The organism is Amycolatopsis sp. lyj-84 (assembly GCF_046549075.1).
Taxonomy (GTDB): Bacteria; Actinomycetota; Actinomycetes; order Mycobacteriales; family Pseudonocardiaceae; genus Amycolatopsis.
The window spans coordinates 154161-178031 of record NZ_JAJPWO010000018.1; the positions used below are offsets into that span (position 1 = coordinate 154161).

Consider the following 23871-nt stretch of genomic DNA (forward strand, 5'->3'; position numbering starts at 1 on the left):
CTCCCACAAAATGGTGTAGACCAATGCGGGCAGCGTGGTACGTACCACTCCGACTGTCAAGCAGGTGGCCGGTTCGTTGTAAACGAGCCGCAATCTTTCACCTTGAGTGAGCGCGTGATCACGCTGATGATCGGTTTTCGGCGCTGTCGACAAGCGCTCGCGAGGCGCGCTGACATGCGGTTTTTCGTTGACTGTTCCGGTGATCGGTGCATTCGGCGGGAGGCCGTTGCGCCGTTCGGAGGACGGTGGCCTGGCGTTCGCCTAGTGGTGGTCCTCGTCGTCTGCGGGAGGCTCGATTCCGAGGAGCGCGCGGGTCTGATCCTGCAGGAACCACGCCAGGGTCGCGGAGACGATCAGCAGGATCAGGGGGAGGACCGGGCCGCCGTTGGTGAGGATGAACAGCTCGGTGACACTCGCGCCCACCATGACGCCCGCCAGCAGCAGCGCCGCGGGCCCGCCGAGGCGGGGGACGAGCAGGCCGATCGCTCCGCCGGCCTCCAGGACGCCGGTGACGTACCGGAGCCACTGCCCGAGCCCGATCTCGGCGAAGGTCTGTTCGGTGTGGCCGCCGGCGAACAGCAGGTAACCGCTGTAGAGGAACTCGGCCGCCAGCGCGACGCGCACGATCCACAGCGCGATCGAGCCGAGGGACAGGCTTCGGGTACCGCTGGCTGCGTCGGGCATGACGGGCATTTTTCTCCGGGTCGCGAGGGCTGGCAAGGTCGCCTGAAGTACGTGAAGGGGACCTTCACGCGCTGCCGTTCCGACTGACGGGGCCAGAGTTGCTGTTCCGGTGTCCGTGAAGGTCTCCTTCCTTACCTTGAGCGTAGGGAAGGAGGCCTTCACGGACCTGTGATCGCCCCGGTGCCAGCGTCTGGGAGACGTCGCCGGTGGGGCCTTCACGCGCTAACCCGAACAGCATCTAGAGGACTAAACGCGACTCAGGCCGGGACCGGCGCCTGCCACGAGTCTCAGGAATCTTCTGGTCATGTCTAGACCGGCAGGAGTCCCAAGCGGCGAATGGTGAGCGTGTCACTGACAGAGCAGGACACTTCGTCACTTTTGTTCGCCGAGAAGTATCTGTTCGAGCAGCAGGTCGACGTCGCGGGCGGACTCGGCTTCGCCTATCCGGTGGAAGGTTTCGGCGGCGCGGAGCGCGCGCCGGGCGGCTTCGCGGATCCGGCCCGCGGCGCTGAGCACGTGGGCCGCGACGTGATCGAGCTGGGCGATGAGATGGTCCCTGGCGGGCGCGGTTTCGGTTTCCACGGCGTGCACGGCGGTTTCCGCGGCGTCGAGCGCGGTCAGCGCCGCGTCCAGGTCGCCGGACCGCAGCCGGGAAAGCGTCGCGGCGTTCCGGCAGGTGGCGGCCACGTATCCGCCGCCGATCGCCAGCGCCGCGTCGGCCGCCCGCGCGTAGAAGTCGGCGGCGTTCGCGCCGTAACCGAGCAGGTCCAGTTGTTCGGCGGCGGCCATACTCACCGAGATGTACGAGTGCCCGGTGTCGCCCGACTCCTCCAGGATTTCGGCGAGGACGGCGTATTCGTTGAAGGCGCGCGAAGACTCGCCGAGCGCGCGGTAGGTGTCGGCGTACATCCACCGGCAGCGGTGGCCCCAGTCCGGCAGTCCGGTGAGCAGGTCGATGGCGTGGGGTGCGACGTCGAGGACTTCGTCGTAGCGGCCGGCGCCGTGCAGTGCGGTGACGAGGACGTACCAATGTTCCGCGTTGTCCTTGCCTTTCGACGCGGCGACACCGAGAGACGCGTAGGCGTCGTCGACGGCTTCCGCGAATCGGCCGGTGCCGATCAGGGACAACGCCCGCAGCTGACGGAGGTGCCCGCGCAACCGTTCCGGGCCGCCGACGGGCAGCGTCACCAGCAGGTGCTCCACGAAGACGTCCAACTCGTCGAGCGATCCTGCTCGTTCGTAGGCGATCCGGACCTGTTCGACGGCTTCGACGGCCTTCTCGCCGACGTTGCCGACGATGAAGGCGTCCGTTGCCGCCTGCGCGAGTTCCAAGGTGGTCGCCGGATCCTCGCCGTCGCCGTTCCGCAGCGACGCCTCCAGGCACAGAAGAGTGCCGTGGAGCAAGGGATCGCCCGCTTCACGGGCCCGTTCGGCGCCACGCCGCAAGGCCTCGTACGCCTCGGGAGTGCGTCCTTGCCCGGAAAGCACGTGTGCCAGCCAGTATTCGCCCCAGCAGGCGGCGCGATCGTCGGTGCCGGCGCGCAATCGCGCCGCGGCGACCGTCGTCAACGCGACCCCGGTCTCCGCCTGATCGTCGAAGACGAGCCACAGGCCGAGCCAGCATTGGTTGAGCAGGAACCGGATTTCGTCGCCGTGCCGCCGGAATCCGGCGGCCGCGCGGCGCAGCCGTTCCTCGGTGTCGTCGCCCTGGAAGAAGATCGCGCGCAGTTCCGCCAGCCGCGGGGCGATCTCGTCTCCGACGGTGCCGATCGCGGCGAGACAGGCCCGCGCCTCCTCCGGTTCGGACCGGTGATTGTGGATTTCGGCCCGGACGACGAGTTCCTCCGCCGACAGGTCCGGCGGGGGCAGGATCGGGACCCGGGGGAGTGCGGCAGGCAGGAGCGGAACGAATTCAGCGACCGGTTTCGCGGCCATCTTCCGCTCGGCGTGCGCGGTGAAGTAAGCGGTCTGATCGCGTTCGTCGAGTTCCTCGGCCTCGACGAACGCCGCCGCCCGCATCCGCCGGTGCAGCAGCCGCAGGGAAAGGCCGTCGTACGGGCCGTTGAGAACGAACCGGGTTTCGCCGTATCCGGTTTCCGTCAACCGCCGGGTGAGCAAAGCGGCCGACGCGAAGAACTCCAGCCTGCCGACGGCGTCCGAATGGTCGCCGACACCGTCCAAAAGCGACAGAAGATCGAAACCGGTGTGCTCGTTGCCGGTGAGCGCGCAGAACTCCAGCCGGAGCGCGTGGTCGCCGTACTGACGCGGAGCACCCATGGACGCCCTGGTCACCCACCGGTAGGTCGACGCGGCCTCGGCGTGCTTACCGGCGGCCGCCAGCGGCACCAGGGTCCGGCAGAGCCGGGTGATTTCGGCCCCGTCCCCGTCGGAGCCGCCCGCGTCCGCGCGGCGTGATTCCACTTCCATGGTCCTGCCCCCAGAACAATGACGTCGACGCCGGATCTTAACTCCCGGAGTTCCGTCATGACCCTGCTTTCGGGTGGATCAGGGGACGCGCACGGCGGCAATTTGGGTGGCTTGCCCGATCAATCGGTTCTTTTCGTCCCAAAGTTCCGCGACCTCGTCCATGCGGTCGCCGCCGATCTCGCCCGCCCGCATCCGCACCCGGACCGGGCCCGGCGCCGGGATCCCGCGCAGGTACGCGGTGAACTGGACGGTCGGCGCCCAGCCCGCGATGCCGAGGTCGTAGGAGATCGGGGGTACCGGGTCGAGCGCCACGAGCAGGCTCACCGGATCCCAGTCGGTGCCGTCGGCGAGCCGCAACCAGGACGAGATGACGCCTTTTCGGGACGGCTGTCCCACCGCGAAACCGGCCGAGGCCGGGTCGAGCCGCTGCTCGACGACGTCCATCAGGCCGATGCGGAACCCGCCGCCGCCGTCGGCGGGTACGGGAAGGCAGTCCTGCTCCGGCGGGATCTCGACCGGATCCACTCCGGACCACCACGCGTCGCCGTCCGTCAGGACGCCCTGGGTGATCAGGGCCTCGGTGCAGGGCGCGCCGTGCTGGCTCAGCCGCGCGCGCAGCTGGGTGAGGCCGCGGCCTTCGCGCAGGACCTCGACCTCGACGACCGCGGGGCCGGGCTCCGGGGCCACCGAGAACGAGCCGCTGATCGCGGTCAGATGCGGATGCGCGGAGACCGCCGCGGCGGCCTTGGCGAGGACGGCGAGCAGGTAGCCGCCGTGCAGCTTCGCCCCGATCGTCCACTGTGGATCGAGTTCGGTGTCGAACACCGGGCCGTCGCCCCGGCGGACCAGGGCGGTCGCGGTCTGGAAATGCGCCATACGCTCAAGCTGACATCGTCAAGTTGACGGTGTCAAGTCAATGCTGGCAGCATCACGGCATGGGCGCGAAGCGGACGAAGGCGCGGCCGGGCGAAGGGGAGAAGCTGCGGGGCGAGATCCTGCGCGCCGCCGACGCCCTGCTCGCCGAGACGGGGACCGACGAGGCGCTGACGCTGCGCGCGGTCGCGCGGCGGACCGGCGTCTCCACACCGTCGGTCTACGCGCACTTCCCGAGCCGTGACGCGTTGCTGGAGGCCGTCTGTCTGGGGGTCTGGGACGAACTCGCGCAGCGGATGCGCGAACACGCCGCCGAAGTCGCCGATCCCATGCGCGCGCTCAGCCGGTGCGCGCGGGTGTACGCGCGGTTCGCCCTGGACCATCCGGTGCAGTACCGCGTACTCCTGATGCGACCGTCCGGCGGCTCGTCTCCCGGCGCGGTCGCCTGTTTCCGGCACCTCGCCGACGCGACGGCCGCCTGCGTGCGCGCGGGCATCCTGCGTGGTGAACCGGAAGTCCTCGCGATGGGCCTCTGGTCGGCGATGCACGGATGCGTGAGCCTGCTGATCGCCCAGCCGGGATTCGACTGGCCGGAGGAGCCGGAAGCGCTGATCGACACCGTCATCCGGATGGCGGGGCTCGGCACGGCGCTCGCCTGCCGGGTCCCGAGGGACGCGATTCCGCCGAGTGCCGAACTGGCCGACAGCCTCGACGGATTGGCGGCGGGCTGGACGACATCGCGCCGTCGGACTGGCTAGGCTCAGCGCATGTCCGGGACTTCGACCGCCGATGACCGGCTTCGGGTGCTCGAGGCCATCACCGACACCGCGCTGGGGCATCTCGATCCCGAAAGGGTGATGGCCACGATTCTCGGCCGGGTGCGCGAAGTGCTCGGCGTCGACACGGCAACGGTGCTGCGGCACGAGCCGGAAGCCCAGCAGCTGCACGCCATCGCCGCTTCCGGCATCGAGGAAGAGGTCTTCCAGGACGTCCGGATCGCCGTCGGCGCGGGGTTCGCGGGCCGGGTGGCCGCGGAACGGCGTCCGGTGATCCTCGACCACGTCGACGAGACCACCGTGGTCAACGCGCTGCTGCGGGAACGCGGGCTCCGTACCCTGCTCGGGGTGCCGATGGTGGCCGGGGACGAGCTGATCGGCGTGCTGCACGTCGGATCCACGACGCCGCGCGAATTCCCCGAGGCCGACGTCGACCTGCTCCGGCTGGTGGCCGCGAGGCTCGCGCTGGCGTTGCAGATCGACAACTCCGCCACCGACCGCGCGGCCGCGGCGGCGCTCCAGCGGAGCCTGCTGCCGGGACGGCTGCCCGCCGTCGCCGGGATGAAGTTCTCCGCGCGGTACGTCCCGGGTACCGAACCCGGGGTCGGTGGTGACTGGTACGACCTGTTCCCGCTGCCGGGTGATCGCCTCGGCGTCGTGATGGGCGACGTCGCCGGGCACGGCCTCAACGCCGCCGTGATCATGGGACGGCTGCGCAGCGCGCTTCGCGCCTACGCGCTCGAATCGGACGATCCGGCGGAGGTCCTGTCCAAACTGGACCGGAAGGTCCACCATTTCGAGCCGGGGGCGCTGGCCACCGTCGTGTACGGACTGGTACCGGCTTCGCGGGACAGCGTGGCGATTTCGCTGGCGGGACATCTCCCTCCGGTGCTCGCGGTGCCCGGCCGCCCCTCGGTGTTCGTCGAGGTCCCGGTCGACCCGCCCATCGGGGTCACGGGACTGACGCGGCGAAGAACGGTGATCGATCTGCCACCCGGCGGCGTGCTCGCCTTCTACACGGACGGTCTCGTGGAGCGCCGGGATCGCCTGATCGACGTGGGTCTGCAGCGGCTCGCCGGGGTGATCACCCCCGAACTGCCCGGGGTGGTGTGCGCGCGGGTGATGGCCGCGCTCGTCGGCTCGAGGCCGGCACAGGACGACATCGCCCTCCTCGTGGCCCGGCGGGACGAGCTCTGAGTCACCGGACAGGGTGATTGGCGCGGAGGTTCACGGCCGCGAGTTCGACTGTCCTGGCGATCCGCCGCTCCCGGGTCTCCGGCTTCTTCGCCGTCAGAATCCATTCCAGGATCAGCCTTTTCGACGACGGCGGGAACTTCGCGAAATGGGTTCCGGCGGCTTCGTCGGCGTCGAGCCGGACGCGCAGATCCTCGGGGACACCTTCGCCGTCGGGCACCATCTGCCAGCGGCCCTTTTCCTTGGCGAGATCGATCGTCGCCCGACCCCGCGCGGTCATCAGCCCGTCGGCGATCAGGCGGGCGGCCCGCTCGCGGTTGACCCGGCTCCACGAACTCCGGGAGCCGCGCGGGGTGAACCGCAGCCGGGAACTGGTCGCGTCGTTCTTGCGGTGGAGCCCGTCGATCCAGCCGAAGCACAGTGCCTGCTCCATCGCCTCCTCGATGCGGACGCTCGCGACGCCGTTGCCTTTGTGCTGGATGATCAGCCAGACCTCCTTCGCGGTGCCGGCGTTTTCGGCCAGCCAGGCACGCCATTCGGCGGGGGTGGCGGCGGTGAAGGTGGTCTCGTCCATGACCGGGTTCCTCTCGTCGTAACGTCTGTGACCATCATCGGAAGCAAAGTGCTCATCGACTGAGCACTTTTTGAAGGGAGGCGGTCTCGGATGGAGATCTGGGTGAACCCGGCGTGCGCCAAATGCCGGTCCGCGGTGTCGATGCTGGACGAGTCCGGGGCCGAATACACCGTGCGGAAGTACCTCGAGGAGCCGCCGACGGCGAAAGAACTGAAGGCCGTCCTCAAGCGACTCGGCCTCGAACCGTGGGACATCACCCGCACCGCCGAGGCGATCGCGAAGGAACTCGGGCTGAAGACCTGGGGGCGCACGCCCGCCGACCGCGACCGGTGGATCGAGGCGCTGGCGACACATCCGAAGCTGATCCAGCGGCCGATCATCACCGCCGACGACGGCACGACCGTGGTCGCGCGGACCCCGGAGGCCGTGCAGTCGGTGCTGCCTGGCTGAGCCGCGGCGGTGAGGCGTTTGGTCTCGTGAGTGGTAAGGACGGTTCTAACCGTCCTTACCACTCACGAGGGCAGAGCAGCACCAGCGCCAGGATCAGCGCCGCCGCACCCGCGAACACCGGCCGCAGCCCGACGACCTCCGCGAGCAGTCCCGCCGCCAGCGCGCCCAGCGGTTTGGTGCCCCAAGCGACGAGCCGGTGGCCGCTGGTGCCCCGTCCCAGCAGGTGGTCCGGGATGATCCGCTGCCGCAGCGACACGACGACGACGTTCCACACCACGACCCCGGCCCCGCCGAGGAAGAACACCGCGCCGATCACATACGGATTCGTGGTCACCGCGGGGATCCCGACGAGTGCGGCGCCGGTGAGCAGGCTGAGGACCAGGGACCGCGTGCGGCCGAGAGCGAGTTCGATCCGCTCGGCCGCGAACGACGCCGCGAAACTGCCGAGGGCGATGGCGGACAGCAGGAAACCGTAGGCCTGTTCCGACAGGCCCATCGCCGACGACGGGCCCACCGCGTGGAGCACGAAGATCGTGATCATGGCGCTCGTGGCGAAGTTGAACCCGCCGACCATGATCGCCAGGATCCGGAGAATCCGGTTCTCCCAAAGGAAACGCAGTCCTTCGACGAGGTCTTCGCGCACGCTCGTTTCGCGGGTCCGCTCGGCGCGGAACGATCCCGGGACGAAGAAGAGCGCGACGATCGCGACGATCCAGAGCGCCGAGGGAGCCGCGAACGCGGCGAAAGCGCCCGCGGCGACGAGAAAGCCGCCCACCGGTGGCCCGGCGAACTCGTTGGCGGTGAGTTCGGCGGCGTAGAGGCGGCTGTTGGCCCGCGTCAGCTGATCGCGGCCCACGACCTGGGGGAGGATCGCCTGAGCGGCCGTGTCATGGACGGTCTCGGCGAGCCCGAGTCCGAGCGCGACCACGTAGAGCAGCCAAATCGACCCGAAGCCCAGTGCGATCGCGGCCGTAAGCGAGGCGAGCAGGCCCGCGCGGATCACGTTGGCGGTGAGCATCGCGCGACGGCGGTCGACGCGGTCGGCGAGCACCCCGGCGTGCAGGGCGAACACCAGCCACGGCAAGGACAACACGGTCGCCAGCCCCGCGACGAGCGCCGGAGACCGGGTGTACTGGACGGCCACCAGGCCGAGCGCGACCTTGACGATCCCGTCGGCCAGATTCGACAGCCCCGACGAGCTCCACAGTCGCCAGTAGGCGGTCCCCAGCGCGGTCACCGATCGAGGATCGCACATCGATGGGGAAAACTCCATCGATGTGTATTTCTCCCATCACTCGGCTACGCTGCGGTCATGGACGATCAGGTCGCCGCCAGGGTCGCGGACCGGCGGCGTGAGGCGACGGCGCGCGAGGCCAAGGCGCTCGGTCACCCGGTGCGGTTGCGCATTCTCCGGCTCTGCGGGGAGCGGGAACTGACCAACAAGGAGCTGGCCGACCGGCTCGGCAAGGATCCCGGCACGGTGCTCCACCACGTGCGGCAGCTGGTCGACGCCGGGCTGCTGGAGCAGGCGCCGGTGCGGACGGGTGCGAGCGGCGCGCTCGAGAAGCCGTACCGCAACGCCGGCAAGACCTGGTGGCTGGACGGGCCCCTGAACGAGGAAAACGAGGACACCCGGTTCGGGCCGATCGAGGCGTTCCAGGACGAACTCCGCGAGGCGGGCCCGGCTTCGGTGCGGGTCGTCGAGCGCTTCGCGCTGCACCTCTCGCCCGAGGAGGTCACCGAACTCGACAACCGCATCCTCGACATCCTCGACGAGTACATGGCCACCGACCACCAGCGGCTCGACAGGCCGTTGCTGAACGGGATCTTCCTGCTGCACCGCATGGCCGAGTGAGCCTCACGAGTCCCTGATGGCCTCGATCAGCAGGCGGGCGGCGGTGCCGACGGAACCGTCCGCGAGATTGCCGTAGCCGAGGACGAGCCCGGGGGTGCCAGGAGTCGCGCGGTAGTCGTCGAGATCGGCGACGCGCAGCCCGCTGACCGCCGCTCGTCGCACCACCTCGGCCGCGGATCCGCCCGGCAGGTCCAGTACGAGGTGCAGCCCCGCGGCGACGCCGGAGAGGGGCAGCGGGCCGAGCGCGCCGACCAGCGCGTCGCGCCGGGAACGGTAGCGCCGCCGGGCCGCGCGCAGATGCCGGTCGTACGAGCCGCGTTCGAGGAAGGCCGCGAACGCGAGCTGGTCCAGCGCGGGCGGGGACGGCGAGGGTTCGACCAGCTCTGTCCACTGTGGAGGCAGGGCGTACCAGCCGAGACCGAGCGCGGGACTGAGCGTCTTGCTGACCGACCCCAGCAGCGCGACCCTCGCCGGGTCCATGCCCTGCACCGTTCCGACCGGGCGCCGGTCGTAGCGGAACTCGGCGTCGTAGTCGTCCTCGACGATGAGCCCGTCGACGTCGCGCGCCCAGTTCAGCAGCCCGGCGCGGCGGGCGGGGGACAGGACGGTGCCGGTGGGGAACTGGTGCGCCGGGGTCACGAGGACGGCCCGCACGCCGGGCGGGATCTCGTCGACGCGGAGGCCGTCTTCGTCGACAGGGACTCCGACGACTTCAAGACCGGCCCTCGTCGCGACGCGGCGGAGCGTCAGCCAGCCGGGCTCCTCGGCCGCGACACGGGTGATCCCGGCCGCGAGCAGCGCGCGGCACACGCGGCCGAACCCGTCGGTGACACCGGACGAGATCCGCACGTCGTCGACGACGGCGCCCCGGCAGCGGCGGAGGTAGTCGGCCAGCACCGCGCGGAGATGCGGATGTCCACCCGGGACGGGGTAGCCGAACTCGCCGTGCGGCATGTTCGCGAGCACTTCGCGGACCGCCTCCGCCCAGCGCTGCCGGGGGAAATGGCGGAGATCGGGCAGACCGGGCGCGAGGTCGATCTCCGGCGGCGCGGCCCGGCGGCGAAGGGGTTTCGCGGGCTCTGTCCCCGGCGCCACCCAGCGCACGACGGTGGCCGAGCCGGTGCGCGCGGCGAGGTAGCCCTCCGCGATCAGCTGCTCGTACGCCTGCGTGATCACCCAGCGGGAGAAGCCCAGATCCGCGGCGAGGGTGCGGCTGGGCGGCAGCGCGGCGCCGGAGCCGAGCGCGCCTTCGCGGATCACCGTGCGGAGTGCCCGGGTGAGCCGCTCGTGCCGGGGACCCGGTCCGGAGAGGTCGAGGAGCACGTCCCAAGCCAGATTGGTCTGGGATTTCGTCATGTCAATGGACTGTAGTCCCGGACCGATCTTTTCGTAAGGTCTAGACCATGGAAAAGGTGGAGCTCGGCCGGACGGGCCGGAAAGTCAGCCAGGTCTCGCTCGGGTGCATGACGATGGGCACCGCCACCGACGAGCGGACCTCGGCACGGATCCTGGACGCGTACCTCGACGACGGCGGCGACTTCCTCGACACCGCGAACTGCTACTCGTGGTGGGTGCCCGGCGCGGCGGGCGGGGAGAGCGAGGAACTGCTCGGGAAACTGCTGAAAGGCAGGCGGGACAAGGTCTTCCTCGCGACGAAGGTGTCGGCCGGGGTCGCCGACGCCGACAGCGCGCGCAAGGGGTACCACGAAGACGGCAGCGCGGACTGGGACTACATCGGACGGCATTTCGAGGGCGCGGGCGGCGACGTGATCCGGCGCGGCGTCGACGAAAGCCTGCGGCGGCTCGGGACCGACCACATCGACCTGTACTACATCCACGTCGACGACCGGGCGACGCCGCTGGAGGAGACGCTGTCCGCGCTCGACGAGATCGTCCGCGCGGGGAAGGTGCGGCACATCGGCTGGAGCAACGTCCGCTCCTGGCGGCTGGAACGGATCCGCGCGCTCGCGGAACGGAACGGCTGGGCGTCGCCGGTGGCCGTCCAGCTGCAGCATTCATATCTGCGGCCCGTGGCCGACTCGGCGTCGCTCGCCACCGGGGACATGCTCGATTTCCTGCGGGACAACGAAGACATCGCGCTCGCCGCGTACTCGTCGATCCTGCGCGGGATCTACGACGACTCCGCGCGACGGCTCGCGCACCCCGTGTGGCAGTCCTACGCCGGGCCGGACGGCGAAGCGCGGATGGCCGCGATCGAGGCGGTGGCGGCGGAGACCGGGGCGACCGGGAACCAGGTCGCGCTGGCGTGGCTGCTGCGTCAGACGTCGCCGCGAGTGCTGCCCCTGATCGGACCGCGGACCTGGGAACACTACGAGGCGATCCGGCCGGCCTTCACGCTGGAGCTGAGCGCGTCGCAGCTGGCGGTGCTGGACGGTGCCGGAGCCTGACGGGCCTCGTGAGTGGTAAAGACGGCTATTGAGGGGTAAGTCAAAGGTGGGGTGACCGAGCCTCTGCGATGAAGGACCCCTTCGCTGGCTTCAAGGCTGAGAGGTGGCCTTCGCGGCACAGTTCTGGACCGGCCAGCGGGCGCCAATCGTTCCTTAAGTGTCCACGAGGGCACTCTCTGACGGCTGAAGGTCCGGTTGATGGCTGGATGTGCGGTTTTGAGGGGAGTCGTGAGTGTTAAAGAGGGTTAGAACGCGCATTACCACTCACGACCCCGCCTACAAAGCGTGCAAATAGGCACCAATCGGACACCTGCCCACCCAAAGATGTCCTTTGTGGACAGTCAGGGTGCGGCCGGCTCTCGTCGGACGGCCAGATCCGCGACGCTGGCGGTGCTGGACGGTGCCGGAGCCTGACGGGTCTCGTGAGTGGTAAGGACGGTTAGAACCGCCCTTACCACTCACGAGCCGCTACGCCAGCTTGCGGAAGAACGCCCGGATGTCCCCGAGCAACAGGTCCGGCGCGTCCTGGGTCGCCCAGTGGCCGCCGCGGTCGAATTCCTGCCACGAAACGATGTTCGTGTGGTCGCGGTCGGCGAAGCGCCGCAGCGGCCGGAAGTCGTAGGCGAAACTCGCCAGCCCGGTCGGCGCCGTCGTCGGCTCACTCGGGTGCTCGGTGTGCTTGTCCTCGTAGTAGAACCGCGCCGCCGAGGCCGCCGTGTTCGTCAGCCAGTACAGCGTGGCGTTGGTGAGCACGTGGTCGTCGCTCGTCCCCGACAGCAGTTGCGCGCTCCAGGCCAGCTGCCCGGTCGGCGAGTCGGCGAGCGCGTGCGCGAGGTTCTGCGGCGCGCTCTCCTGCAGCTTCGCGTAGCCGGACATGTCGTCGTTGAAGGTCTGGAGGAACTGCATGTACTCCAGTTCCTTCTCCGTCATGCCCTCGAACTCCGCGGGGTCACCACTGGGGAAGGAGAACAACTGCGTGACGTGCACCCCGACGACGTGCTCGGCGTCGACGCGGCCGACCTCGGGGGCGACGAAGGAACCGGCGTCGTTCCCGTGGGTGCCGTAGCGCTCGTAGCCCAGCCGCCGCATCAGCTCGGCCCAGGCGCGGGCGGTGCGGTACCGGTTCCAGCCCTTCTCCCGGGTGGCGCCCGAGAAACCGAACCCGGGCAGGGACGGGATGACCACGTGGAACGCGTCGGCCGGATCGCCGTCGTGCGAACGCGGGTCCGTCAGCCGGTCGATCAGGTCGAGGTACTCGAAGACCGAGTTCGGCCAGCCGTGCGTCAGGATCAGCGGCGTCGCGTCGGGCTCCGGCGAGCGGACGTGCAGGAAGTGGACGTTCTGCCCGTCGATCTCGGTGGTGAACTGCGGGTACTCGTTGAGCTTCGCTTCCCACTTCCGCCAGTCGTAGCCGTCACGCCAGTAGGCGACCAGGCGCTGTACGTAGTCGAGGGGCACGCCGTACTCCCAGCCCGGCGTGACCGGTCCACGCTGCACCCCGTCGGTGACCTGATCGGCGGGCAGTTCGTTCGCCCACCGGACCCGCGCGAGGCGGTCGGCCAGATCGTCCAATTCGGACTGCGGGACGTCGATGCGGAAGGGTCTGATCTCGGTGTTCTCGTTCATGAGACCAAGGTAAGCTCCTATTAGGAACATGCCGTTCCTAATAGGAGGGCAACCTGAAAATATGTTGGACACTTCTGCTCGACTGCTCCGTTTGCTCTCCCTCTTGCAAACACCCCGTGACTGGACCGGCACTGAACTGGCAGAACGCCTCGAAGTGAGCTCCCGGACGATCCGCAACGACGTCGAGCGGCTGCGCGGGCTCGGCTACCCGGTGAACGCGACCCGCGGTTCCGTCGGCGGCTACCGGCTCGGCGCGGGCGCCGAACTGCCGCCGCTGCTGCTGGACGACGAGGAGGCCGTCGCCGTCGCGATAGGACTCCGCACGGCGGCAGGCGGCACCATCGCGGGCGTCGAGGAGACGTCGCTGCGCGCGCTCGCGAAACTGGAGCAGGTGCTCCCTTCGCGGCTGAGGCGCCGCGTCAACGCGCTGCAGGCGTACACGATCCCCGTGCCCAGGGACGAGCCCGGCCCGAGGGTCGAGGCGAAGACGCTCACCGTGCTGACGGCCGCCTGCCGCGACCACGAGCAGCTGCGTTTCGGCTACCGGGCCCACGACGGCTCGGAGACCGCCCGCAAGGTCGAGCCGTACCGCCTGGTCAACTGGGGACGCCGCTGGTACCTCGTCGCCTGGGACCTCGACCGCGGCGACTGGCGCACCTACCGCGTCGACAGGCTGACCCCGCGCGTCCCGATCGGACCCCGGTTCACCCCGCGCGACCTGCCCGAGGACGTCACGGACCGGGTGCGCCGCGGCGTCTCGTCCGCCGCTTGGCGCCATCGGGCCGACGTCACCGTGCACGCGCCCGCCGACGAGGTGACCGCGCGGATCAACCCGGCCGTCGGCACGGTGGAGGCCGTCGACGCGAAGACGTGCGTGCTGCACACCGGCGCCGACAGCATCGAGACCCTGGCCGTCCATTTAGGACTCCTCGGGTATCCCTTCACCGTCGAAGGACCGCCGCAATTGGTCGACTGCTTGCGTACCTTGGCCGATCGGTACCGCGACGCCGTCGGCTAGCGCGCGAAAGTCGTCAGGAACCGGTCCCGGAACGTGTGCATCGGCCAGACGGTCGCGTTCCGGTCCGGGTTCAGGCCTTCCTGCCAGTTCCAGCCGGCGATCTTGCCGAGGACGGCCTTGTCCCGCGTGACGACGGTGATCGGGACGTCGCGATCCGCGCCCTCGCCCGCGACGATCGGGTTCGGCTGGTGGTCGCCCAGGAACACCAGGACGAGATCGTCGTCGCCGTACGTCTCCACGTACGAGATGAGCGAGTTCAGCGAATAGGCGATCGAGTCGCCGTACGCGCCGCGCACCTTGGCCGGGTCGGTGAACACCTCGTCGGGCGTTTTCCCTTGTGAGGGCATGGGTTGGTAGATCGAGCCGTCGCCGACGGCGTCCCAGCCGACCATGCGGGGGAGCGGGGTCCACGGCCAGTGACTGGTGACGAGGTCGATCTCCGCCATCAGCGGCGGGTGGCCTGCCTTCGCGCGTTCGGCGCGCTGGAAGGCCGAAAGCGTGAACTGGTCCGGCATCGTGGCGTAGGAGAACGGCGGGCCGTGGTAGCCGATGCCGCGTGAGTCGTAGTAGCGGTCGTAGCCGTAGACCTTGCCCTCGGGCCAGTCCTCGGTGTGCGCCGGGACGACGCCGACGGTTTCCCAGCCCGCGCGTTTGAACGCACCGCCGAGGGTGAACCGGTCGGTCTTCACGAAGTCGTCGTAGCGGTGCTGACTGTCCACCCAGACCCCGGACTGGAACGTGGAGTGCGCCAGCCAGCTTCCCGCGCTCGTCGTCGGCGACGTCAGGAACGCGCTGCGCGAGCCGTATCCGGCGTTCTGCAGCCGCGCTGTCCCGGCGTCGAGGACCGCGTCGACCTTGGGCGCGATGTCGGAATCCTGGACGGCCACCCGCCCGTAGCTCTCGATGAAGGTGAACAGGACGTCCTTGCCCCGCAACGCGTTCAGCAGCCCGGACGGTGGAGTGTCGCGAAAGGCGTCGACGGCGACTTCTTCGGCGAAGGACTCCCGGTCTCGGATGCCTGCCCGCACCTGGCGGAGGTCGTCGTAGGCGAACGCGACCGCGCTGCGCGACGCGAGCGGCTGCCCTGGCGCGAGCTGCGCGCCGAACAGCGCGCACCCGATCCAGGCCACGCCGAGCACGGCGACCACCCGGGTCGACGCGGTGCGGCGTCCGGCCACCACCCGGCTCAGCCGCAGCGTCGCCAGCGCCATCAGCACGATCACGGCCACGGCCAGCAGGGTCAGCCCGGCGAAGGACGCGATCGCGCCCGTCCGGCCGATCGACGTGCCGAGCAGGTCGACGCCGTTGCCGAGCACACCCCAGTCGAACACCGGGTTGAACCGCCGGTCCAGCGCGAGCCCGAACCCGATGTCGATGGCCTTGACGACGGTCAGCAGGCCGAGGACCGCGCCGGCGGACACCGCGACGGTCCGCCGGGCCCCGTCGCGCAGCATGAGCACGACCGCCACCCCGAGCAGCGCCTCGACCGGCAGCCGCACGAACGCCTCCGGCGTCAGCCTGTCGAGGTCGTTCGGCGCGAGCAGGGCGAACAGCACGAGGACCGCGGAGAGGGTGGTCACCGCGCTGGACGCGATTTCGCGAGCGGTCGTCCGGTCGCCCGGCAGACCCACCAGGGCGGGAGGCGTGAAAACCGACAACGCAGGTTCCTTCCAAGGGGGCAGCCTTCATCCGGTTACACGGACGGCGGGCCGAACCGGTTCAGTCGGTAATCTGCGCCCGTGAGCGACAAGATTTGGGCCGCCCTCGCGGCGACACCCCTCCAAGAGGTGCGGCGACGTGCCGCGATGATCGACGCGATCACCGAGATCACGCCTGTCGAGGTGGACGGTGCGGAGCGGTTCGCCTGGAACGACGGTGGCGGACAGTCGGCCGTCTGGTACTTCACACCGGACCAGCGTGCGCTGTTGCTGACCTTCGACCACGAGTCGGACTTGAACCTGTTTGCCGAGGAGGACTACTCGGTGCAGGAGGCGCTCTATGGCGGTGTCCCCGAAGACCTCGTCAGGCTGGTGCGGAATCGTCCCGAGAACTACGAGTCCCTGAACCTCGTCGACGCGGAGACGGGAGCGACGATCCTCTACGCCGGTGGCGTGTTCTGGTTCGACGGTGAACAGTGGCGGCAGGCCGAGGGCTTCCTCGACCACTGCCGCAGGGAAGGCCTGGATCCGCTGAGCGAGTCCGGGTTCTCCTACTGCCTCGGCGTCTACCGGTTCGGCGAGGAGCTCACCCCCGACCAGCACGGCTGACGCTCAGCGGACGATCTTGGCCCGGCTGTGGCACCGTTTCAGGAATGAGCTTGCTCCTGGGTCCCCTGCTGAGACACGTCGACGAGACATCGGCGACGGTGTGGGTCGAGACCGACACCGCGAGTGAGGTCGAAGTCCTCGGCACCACCGCGAGGACGTTCGAGATCCGCGGTCACCACTACGCCCTGCTGGTGCTGACCGGGCTCGAACCCGGCACCCGCACCGAATACGAAGTCCGCGTGGACGGCGAGAAGGTGTGGCCGGAGCAGGGATCGGAGTTCCCGCCCAGCGTCATCCGGACGCTGCCGGAGAACGAGTCCCGGGTCCGGCTCGTGTTCGGTTCCTGCCGCAAACCGCACGACGGCGACGTCTACGGCCCGGACGCGCTGGCCGCGTACGCCCGCCGGATGGCGGACGGCGAGGAAACCGAGTGGCCGCAGGCACTGCTGATGCTCGGCGACCAGGTCTACGCCGACGAGACCACCGACGAAACGCAGGAGTGGCTCAAGCAGCGCCGGGACACCTCGAAACCGCCGGGCACCGAGGTGATGGACTTCGAGGAGTACACCCACCTCTACTTCGAGGCGTGGGGCGAACCGGCGATCCGCTGGCTGCTCTCCACCGTGCCGACGTCGATGATCTTCGACGACCACGACGTCCGCGACGACTGGAACACCTCGTACACCTGGCAGCGGCAGATGCGCGCGCAGCCGTGGTGGAAGGAGCGCCTGCGCGGCGCGATCATGACCTACTGGGTCTACCAGCACCTCGGGAACCTCGGCCCCGCCGAACTCGCCGAGGACGAGACCTTCCAGAAGGCGATCACCTCCGGCGGCGACAACGCCGAGCTGCTCGTCGCGTTCGCCGACGAGGCCGACAACGAACGCGACGGCACCAAGGGCGCGCGCTGGAGCTACCGCCGCGACTTCGGCGGCGTGCGGCTGCTGGTCATCGACAGCCGCGCGGGCCGGATCCTGGCGGGCGGCGCCCGGTCGATGGTCGACGACGACGAGTTCGACTGGATCGAGGAGAACGCCGCCGAGGCCTGTGACCACCTGCTCATCGGATCTTCGCTGCCGTGGCTGCTGCCGCCGGTCATCTCCCACCTGCAATCCCTCAACGAGCGCGCCTGCAACCGCCCCGGGTGGCGCGGCAGGCTCGCGGAGAAGATCCGGCAGGCCGCCGACCTCGAACACTGGGCGGCGTTCCGGGCGTCGTTCGAGCGGCTCTCCGCGATGATCGCCCGCGAGGGGCGGAAGGAAGATCCGCCCGCGACCATCGCGGTGCTCTCCGGCGACGTCCACCACGCGTACATCGCCGAAGCGCGGTACCCCGAACCGGTGACTTCGACCGTCTACCAGCTCACCTGCTCCCCGGTGCACAACGCGATGCCGCGGCCGCTCCGGCTGGCCTTCGCCGCCACCTGGTCGAGGCGGGTGGCGGCGATCGCGCGCGGCTGGGCACGCCGGGGCGGGGTCGGACCGGATCCGCTGACCTGGGACAAGGTGTCCGGTCCGCATTTCGGCAACGTGATCGCCACGGTCGACGCCGACGGCCGCTCCGCCGTCACGACGATCGAACAGGCCACCGGCGACGGCCTGGTGAAGGTGGGCGGGCAGAGGCTGGCTTGAGCCGATTCCGCGCTCGGTAATATCGCCGCGTGACCACCTCTGCCGAAACACTCGAGTTCCAGTCGGAGGCACGTCAGCTGCTTCAGCTGATGATCCACTCGATCTACTCGAACAAGGACACCTTCCTTCGCGAACTGGTGTCCAACGCCTCCGACGCACTGGACAAACTCCGCCTCGAAGCGTTCCGTGACAAGGAACTCCAGGCGGATACCGACGATCTCCACATCGAGATCGACACCGATTCCGAAAACCGCACCCTCACCGTGCGGGACAACGGAATCGGGATGAGCCGGGACGACGTCGTCGCGTTGATCGGCACGATCGCGAAATCCGGCACCGCCGAATTCCTGAAGAAGCTGAAGGAAACCAAGGATTCCGCGGCCTCGCAGGACCTGATCGGTCAATTCGGCATCGGGTTCTACGCCAGCTTCATGGTGGCCGACAAGGTCACTCTGCTGACGCGCCACGCGGGATCGGACGAGGGCGTCCGATGGGAGTCCGAGGGCGAAGGCACGTACACCATCGAGACGGTCCCGGACCTGCCGCAGGGCACGTCGGTCGTCCTGCACCTCAAGCCCGAGGACACCGAAGACCAGCTCTTCGACTACACCTCGGCCACGAAGATCAAGCAGATCGTCAAGAAGTACTCGGACTTCATCACCTGGCCCATCCGGATGACCGAGGGCGAAGAGGTCGTCACGGTCAACTCGATGAAGGCGCTGTGGGCACGCTCCTCCAGCGACGTCACCGAAGACGAGTACAACGAGTTCTACAAGCACGTCGCGCACGACTGGAACGACCCGCTGGAGACGATCCGGCTGCAGGCCGAGGGCACCTTCGAGTACCAGGCGCTGCTGTTCCTGCCGGGGCACGCGCCGCTCGACCTGTTCATGCGGGAGCGCAAACGCGGCGTCCAGCTGTACGTGAAGCGCGTCTTCATCATGGACGACTGTGAAGCGCTGATGCCGGAGTACCTGCGCTTCGTGAAGGGTGTCGTCGACGCGCAGGATCTCTCGCTCAACGTCTCGCGCGAGATCCTGCAGCAGGACCGGCAGATCCAGCTGATCCGCCGTCGCCTGGTCAAGAAGGTCCTCTCGACGGTCAAGACCTTGATGGCCGACGAGAACCCGGACAAGTACGAGACGTTCTGGAAGGAGTTCGGCCGCGCCGTCAAGGAAGGCCTGCTGGACGACCACGAGAACCGCACCGCGATCCTCGACATCTGCTCGTTCGCTTCGACGAATGACCCGGAGAAGCTCACTTCGCTGCGCGAGTATGTCGAGCGGATGAAGGACGGCCAGGAGCACATCTACTACCTGACCGGCGAGTCCCGCCAGAGCATCGAGAACTCCCCGCATCTGGAAGCCTTCCAGGCCAAGGGGTACGAGGTGCTCGTGCTCACCGACCCGATCGACGAGATGTGGGTCGACGCGGTGCCCGGCTTCGAGGAGAAGCAGTTCCAGTCGGTCGCCAAGGGCGAGGTCGAACTCGACGAGACCAGCGACGAGCAGAAGGAAGAGTTCTCCGGGCTGCTGGCCTGGCTGACGACTTCGCTCGCGGAGCAGGTCAAGGAGGTCCGGCTCTCGACGCGGCTGACGACGTCGCCCGCCTGCATCGTCGGCGACACGAACGACGTCACCCCGACGCTGGAGAAGATGTACCGCGCGATGGGCCAGGAAATGCCGCAGATCAAGCGGATCCTGGAACTCAACCCGGGCCACCCGCTGGTCGCCGGGCTGCGGTCGTCGTTCACCGAGAACGGTGAGTCCGAAGGGCTCGCGGAGACCGCGGAACTGCTCTACGGCATGGCTTTGCTCGCCGAGGGCGGGGAACTGGGCGACCCGGCCCGCTTCACCAAGCTCCTCGCGAGCCGCCTCGAAAAGACCCTGTAGCCGGAGCTGAAGGGGCCTTTCCCCGGATAAGACGCGACGAAGGGGCCCTTCACCGCATGCGATGCGGTGAAGGGCCCCTTCAGCTCTCGTCAGGGCCGGGTCCGCCAGAGCACCAGGATGAAGTACGGCGTCCCGACCATCGCGATGACCAGACCGGCGGGGATCTGGGCGGGTGCGATGACCGTCCGCCCGAGGGTGTCCGCGACGCTCACCAGCAGCGCCCCGAGCGCCGCCGCCACCGGGACGATCCGGCCGTGCCGCCCGCCGACCAGCGACCGCGCCAGATGCGGCGCGACCAGCCCGACGAAGACGACCACGCCGATCGCGGACACCGCGGTGGCCGCCAGGATCCCGGAAGCCCCCAGGATCACCAGCCGCGACCGCTCGATGCGCATCCCGAGCACCCGAGGCGTGTCCTCGTCGAGGGCGTGCAGGTCCAGTTCGCGGTGCTTGAGCCACAGCAACGGAGTCAGCGCGATCAGGGCCAGCGCCACCGGCGCGACCTGCTCCAGCGTGCGGCCGTAGGTCGACCCGGAAAGCCAGGTCAGCGCCTTGGCCGAGTTCCACGGGTCGGACACCACGATCAGCAGCGTGATCAGCGCCATCCCGGCCGACCAGACCGCGATGCCGATGATCACCAGCCGGTCCGAATCCAGCCCCGACCGCCAGGCCAGCCCGTAGACCAGCAGGAACACCACGGTGGCACCGGCGCCCGCGGCACCCGCGATCGCCCAGGCGCCCGCCACCGGGACGACGGTGATCAGCGTGATCGCGCCGAGCCCGGCGCCCGCGGTGATGCCGAGCAGTCCGGGTTCGGCGAGCGGGTTGCGGCTGACCGACTGGATCCCGCAGCCGGACACCGCCAGCGCGGCACCGGCGAGCAGTGCGGCGAGGACGCGCGGAAGCCGTTGGTCCAGCACGAAGGTGAGCGCGGTCCCGGTGTTGCCGGTGACCCAGTTCATCAGGTCGCCGAGCAGCACCACCCGGTCGCCGAACATCATGCCCGCCACGGGGATCACGGCGAGCAGCGCCACCAGCACGGCGGAGATCAGCACGAGCCGCCGGGTCGAGCCGGCGACCCCGACGCGTCCCGCCGGAGCCGGACGGCGCGAGCCACTGCCCCGGCCGCGCCGGGCCAGCCACACCATCACGACGGCGCCGATGATCGTGGTCACCACCCCGGTCGGCACCCGCACGGCGGCGGCCGAGCCCATGATCGCCCGCAGGACGACGTCGGCGCCGAGCACCGTCACCACGCCGACCAGCCCGGACACCGGCAGCAGCACACGATGTTTAGCGATCGGCAGCAGCAGCTTCGTGATCACCGGCGCGCTCAGCCCGACGAACCCGACCGGTCCGGCGACGGTCACCGCCGCCGCGGTCAGCGCGACGGTCAGCACGATCGCGCCGATCCGCGTCCGGCGGACCCGGAGACCGAGCACGGTCGCGTTGTCGTCGCCGAGGGCGAGGACGTCGAGCTTGCGGCCCATCGCGATCAGCGCCACGACGGCGATCACCACGATCGGCGTCATCTGGCCGGTCGCCCGCAGATCGGACACCGTCAGGGAGCCGCTGCCCCAGGCGAACAGGCCCGAGGTCTCCTGCTCGAACAAGAGCAGCAGCAGGATGGTCACCGACTGCAGCGCCAGCAGTACCGCCGAGCCGACGAGCACCAGCCGCGGACTCGCCGAACCGCCGCCCGCCAGGCCGAGCACGATGACGGCCGCGGCGAGCCCGCCCGCGAACGCCGCCCCGCCGACCGGCACGAGCGGCAGCGAGAGACCGAACGCGGAAATGGCCACCACGGCGAAGTGCGCGCCCGCGTTGACCGCGAGCGTGTCGGGTGAGGCGAGCGGGTTCCGCGCCACGGACTGCATTCCCGCGCCCGCGACACCGAGTGCGACGCCGAGCAGCAGCGCGGCGAGCAGCCGGGGGACGCGCGAACCCTCCAGTACCGCGAGGGTTTGCGCGTCACCGTGGCCGAAGATCGCCTTCACCACGTCCAGCGGGCCGGACGTCGAGGTGCCCTGGGTCAGGTGGATGCCGGCGAGAACGACGATCAGCGCGACCAGCCCCGCCGACACCACCACCGTGCGAATGGCTTGCGGCGCACGTGCGGTTTTCCTGAGCCCTCGGCGGGAAGAAGTACCTCGGACTTCTTTGAGCATCAGGCGGTGAGAGCCTTCACGATCTGGTCGGCGGTGAAGATGATCGACTTCGGGCCGCCGAAGGTCCACGTTCCGGACTCCAGTTTGTGGATCTTCTTCGACACCACGAACGGCAGCCGCTGGTAGACGGCGTTCTGCGCGAGCCCGGTGGTGAAGACGTCCTCTTCGGACGCGCTGTAGAACAGCACGGTCTTCGGGTCGGTGATCGCGGTCAGGCCCTCGACGTCGGTCTGGCCGAGACCCCACTGCGGGTCGACCTGGCCGGTCCAGACGTTCTTCGCGCCGACGGCCTCGGCGGTGTCGGAGACCAGCGAACCCTTGCCGAACGGGCGGATGCTGACGGTGCTGCCTTCGAGGTAGGCGTCGGCCATCAGGAACGGGATGCCCGCGGCGCCCTTGGCCTCGACGGCCTTCTTGCCCTCGGCGAGCTTGGCGTCCATTTCGGACAGTTGCTTGTCCGCCTCGGCCTCTTTGCCGACCGTCTTGGCGATCAGCTTGAAGTCCTCGCGCAGGCGGTCGAAGTTGCGGCTCGCGTCACTGGTCTTGGTGACCACGACCGGGACGTACTTCTCGATCTGCGGCACCAGGGGCGAGTCGCGCTCCTCGGCGATGATGACGACGTCGGGGTTCAGCCCGACGATCGCGTCGACGCTGGGCTCGTTGCGCTTGCCGACGTCCTTGACCTCGGCGGTCAGCGGAACGGCCTTGTCCCAGACGTTGTAGCCCGCGACGTCCGCCGCGCCGACCGGCATGACACCGAGCGAAGCGACCATCTCGGCCTCGCCCCACTCGAGCGCGACGACGCGCTTGGCGGGGGCCTTGAGGGTGACGGCCTTGCCGCGCGCGTCGGTCACCGTGACCGGCCCGGTCGCGGCGGCGGATTCGCTGGGCGCGGCCGTGGGGGTCTCGGTGGTGCCGCAGGCGGACAGCAGCAACGCCGCCGTCGCGACGAGGACGGCAGGGGTCAGCAAACGCATGGTTCTTCCTGGTTTTCTCAGGCGGGCCTGGGCGAATGCCGCCCGAGTGGCCTGCAGTGGATCGCGCCCGTCACCGGGTCGTTCGCGACGTGGACGGTGACGCCGTAGGCCTGGGAAAGGTGCTCGGTGGAGAGCACCTGCCCGATGTCACCCGTGGCCACGATGGTTCCCTCGCTCAGCAGCACGACCTCGTCGGCGATGATCGCCGCGTGGTCGAGATCGTGCAGCACCACACCGACCGCGACGCCTTCGTTGGCCAGATCGCGGACGACGTCGAGGATCTCGACCTGGTAGCGCAGGTCGAGATGGTTGGTGGGCTCGTCGAGCAGCAGCACCGACGTCTGCTGCGCGAGGCAGGACGCGAGCCAGACACGCTGGAGCTCGCCGCCGGAGAGTTCGTCGACCCCGCGTTCGGCCATCGGCGTCACGCCGGTCAGTTCCATCGCGCGGCGGATCGCGGTGGCGCCGTCGGTGTCGACCCCGCGCCAACCCGAGCGGTACGGGTAGCGGCCGTAGGAGACGACGTCGCGCACGGAGACCCCGCTGGGGGTGGGCCGGTGCTGGGTCAGCAACGTGACCTGGCGGGCGAATTCCTTGCCGGACAACGCGTTCCCGCCCCAGACGGTGCGGTCGCCCAGCTGGACGGTGCCCTCGCGGGGCTTGTGCAGCCGCGCCAGCGAACGCAGGAGCGTCGACTTGCCGGAGCCGTTCGGCCCGACCAGCGCGGTCACCGTCCCGGCACGCAGCGACAGGGACACGCCGTCCACCACGGCCCGCTCATGGTGCGCGAGCACCAGGTCATGGCCGGTGAGCAGCGCGTCTTCCGTAGACATGAGGGGAGCCTAACCTAATCGTGCGGTCAGGCCGATGTCGTGAGTGACACAGAGCGCGGGGTGATTGTCCGGTTACCGCAGGCGGCGGTCGCCCCCACGCCTCGCGAGAGCTGCTGCCCCCAATGCGGCATTGGAGACGCTCAGCGCCGTCAGGGTGAGGGGAACTTTGAGGGACCCAGGGGCCCTCAAGGAGTCCTTCACGGACCTGCGCCCGGCGC

20 protein-coding genes are annotated in these 23871 nt (G+C 69.4%); 9 read left to right on the forward strand and 11 right to left on the reverse strand.

Annotated elements, in window-relative coordinates; genetic code table 11:
• Window positions 1–261: 261 nt before the first annotated feature.
• From ACLJRM_RS38765 to ACLJRM_RS38775, 3 genes are all read right to left on the reverse strand, one after another.
• Window positions 262–684 (reverse strand): DoxX family protein, encoded by a 423-nt coding sequence (locus ACLJRM_RS38765; RefSeq protein WP_410665882.1) that lies wholly within the window; start codon window positions 682–684, stop codon window positions 262–264.
• Between the two features lie 372 nt (window positions 685–1056).
• Complete coding sequence (locus tag ACLJRM_RS38770) at window positions 1057–3111, reverse strand: hypothetical protein (protein WP_410665883.1); 2055 nt, start codon at window positions 3109–3111, stop codon at window positions 1057–1059.
• Between the two features lie 78 nt (window positions 3112–3189).
• Window positions 3190–3987, reverse strand: coding sequence for a thioesterase family protein (locus tag ACLJRM_RS38775; protein ID WP_410665884.1), 798 nt, complete (start codon window positions 3985–3987; stop codon window positions 3190–3192).
• Window positions 3988–4046: 59 nt separating this feature from the next.
• Between ACLJRM_RS38775 and ACLJRM_RS38780 the strand changes: the two genes are divergently transcribed.
• Window positions 4047–4742 carry a TetR/AcrR family transcriptional regulator gene (locus ACLJRM_RS38780; RefSeq protein WP_101612718.1) on the forward strand — a complete coding sequence of 232 codons (696 nt, stop codon included), beginning with the start codon at window positions 4047–4049 and terminating at the stop codon, window positions 4740–4742.
• Between the two features lie 9 nt (window positions 4743–4751).
• Window positions 4752–5957, forward strand: a complete 1206-nt coding sequence (locus ACLJRM_RS38785) for a PP2C family protein-serine/threonine phosphatase (RefSeq protein WP_410665885.1) — start codon at window positions 4752–4754, stop codon at window positions 5955–5957.
• Window position 5958: 1 nt separating this feature from the next.
• On the opposite strand, the gene ACLJRM_RS38790 is transcribed toward ACLJRM_RS38785, so the two are convergent.
• Window positions 5959–6528 carry a YdeI/OmpD-associated family protein gene (locus ACLJRM_RS38790; RefSeq protein WP_410665886.1) on the reverse strand — a complete coding sequence of 190 codons (570 nt, stop codon included), beginning with the start codon at window positions 6526–6528 and terminating at the stop codon, window positions 5959–5961.
• A 90-nt stretch (window positions 6529–6618) separates the two neighbouring features.
• On the opposite strand from ACLJRM_RS38790, the gene ACLJRM_RS38795 reads away from it, so the two are divergent.
• The gene (locus ACLJRM_RS38795; RefSeq protein WP_101612721.1) at window positions 6619–6978 is read left to right on the forward strand and encodes an arsenate reductase family protein; all 360 of its coding nucleotides are present in this window, start codon (window positions 6619–6621) and stop codon (window positions 6976–6978) included.
• Between the two features lie 55 nt (window positions 6979–7033).
• Here ACLJRM_RS38795 and ACLJRM_RS38800 read toward each other — a convergent pair whose 3' ends face one another.
• Complete coding sequence (locus ACLJRM_RS38800; protein WP_410665887.1) at window positions 7034–8215, reverse strand: MFS transporter; 1182 nt, start codon at window positions 8213–8215, stop codon at window positions 7034–7036.
• Window positions 8216–8290: 75 nt separating this feature from the next.
• On the opposite strand from ACLJRM_RS38800, the gene ACLJRM_RS38805 reads away from it, so the two are divergent.
• Complete coding sequence (locus tag ACLJRM_RS38805; protein WP_410665888.1) at window positions 8291–8833, forward strand: ArsR/SmtB family transcription factor; 543 nt, start codon at window positions 8291–8293, stop codon at window positions 8831–8833.
• Window positions 8834–8836: 3 nt separating this feature from the next.
• Here ACLJRM_RS38805 and ACLJRM_RS38810 read toward each other — a convergent pair whose 3' ends face one another.
• The gene (locus ACLJRM_RS38810) at window positions 8837–10189 is read right to left on the reverse strand and encodes a PLP-dependent aminotransferase family protein (protein WP_410665889.1); all 1353 of its coding nucleotides are present in this window, start codon (window positions 10187–10189) and stop codon (window positions 8837–8839) included.
• 47 nt (window positions 10190–10236) lie between these two features.
• On the opposite strand from ACLJRM_RS38810, the gene ACLJRM_RS38815 reads away from it, so the two are divergent.
• Window positions 10237–11241, forward strand: coding sequence for an aldo/keto reductase (locus ACLJRM_RS38815; RefSeq protein ID WP_410665890.1), 1005 nt, complete (start codon window positions 10237–10239; stop codon window positions 11239–11241).
• A gap of 468 nt (window positions 11242–11709) precedes the next feature.
• On the opposite strand, the gene ACLJRM_RS38820 is transcribed toward ACLJRM_RS38815, so the two are convergent.
• Complete coding sequence (locus ACLJRM_RS38820) at window positions 11710–12867, reverse strand: epoxide hydrolase family protein (protein WP_410665891.1); 1158 nt, start codon at window positions 12865–12867, stop codon at window positions 11710–11712.
• Window positions 12868–12928: 61 nt separating this feature from the next.
• On the opposite strand from ACLJRM_RS38820, the gene ACLJRM_RS38825 reads away from it, so the two are divergent.
• The gene (locus ACLJRM_RS38825) at window positions 12929–13885 is read left to right on the forward strand and encodes a helix-turn-helix transcriptional regulator (RefSeq protein ID WP_101612726.1); all 957 of its coding nucleotides are present in this window, start codon (window positions 12929–12931) and stop codon (window positions 13883–13885) included.
• On the opposite strand, the gene ACLJRM_RS38830 is transcribed toward ACLJRM_RS38825, so the two are convergent.
• On the reverse strand, window positions 13882–15543 hold the full coding sequence (locus ACLJRM_RS38830; RefSeq protein WP_410665892.1) for a sulfatase: 1662 nt from the start codon (window positions 15541–15543) through the stop codon (window positions 13882–13884). The two genes, ACLJRM_RS38825 and ACLJRM_RS38830, sit on opposite strands and share 4 nt — an antisense overlap.
• An 81-nt stretch (window positions 15544–15624) precedes the next feature.
• Between ACLJRM_RS38830 and ACLJRM_RS38835 the strand changes: the two genes are divergently transcribed.
• Genes ACLJRM_RS38835 through htpG form a run of 3 tightly spaced genes read left to right on the forward strand, consistent with a single transcriptional unit; the run spans window position 15625 to window position 19675 of the window.
• A complete protein-coding gene (locus ACLJRM_RS38835) occupies window positions 15625–16152 on the forward strand; it encodes a hypothetical protein (protein ID WP_101612728.1) in 528 nt (175 codons plus the stop codon).
• A 44-nt stretch (window positions 16153–16196) separates the two neighbouring features.
• Window positions 16197–17783 (forward strand): alkaline phosphatase D family protein, encoded by a 1587-nt coding sequence (locus tag ACLJRM_RS38840; protein ID WP_410665893.1) that lies wholly within the window; start codon window positions 16197–16199, stop codon window positions 17781–17783.
• A 29-nt stretch (window positions 17784–17812) separates the two neighbouring features.
• A complete protein-coding gene (htpG, locus tag ACLJRM_RS38845) occupies window positions 17813–19675 on the forward strand; it encodes a molecular chaperone HtpG (RefSeq protein ID WP_410665894.1) in 1863 nt (620 codons plus the stop codon).
• A gap of 89 nt (window positions 19676–19764) precedes the next feature.
• Here htpG and ACLJRM_RS38850 read toward each other — a convergent pair whose 3' ends face one another.
• From ACLJRM_RS38850 to ACLJRM_RS38860, 3 genes are read right to left on the reverse strand one after another with little or no spacing between them, the layout of a single operon-like run.
• Window positions 19765–21843 (reverse strand): iron ABC transporter permease, encoded by a 2079-nt coding sequence (locus tag ACLJRM_RS38850; protein WP_101612731.1) that lies wholly within the window; start codon window positions 21841–21843, stop codon window positions 19765–19767.
• Entirely contained in the window at window positions 21843–22820 is a 978-nt protein-coding gene (locus ACLJRM_RS38855; RefSeq protein WP_410665895.1) for an ABC transporter substrate-binding protein, read from the reverse strand. Before ACLJRM_RS38855 ends, ACLJRM_RS38850 begins: the two co-directional genes overlap by 1 nt.
• Window positions 22821–22837: 17 nt before the next feature.
• Entirely contained in the window at window positions 22838–23653 is an 816-nt protein-coding gene (locus tag ACLJRM_RS38860; RefSeq protein WP_101612733.1) for an ABC transporter ATP-binding protein, read from the reverse strand.
• Window positions 23654–23871 lie beyond the last annotated feature (218 nt).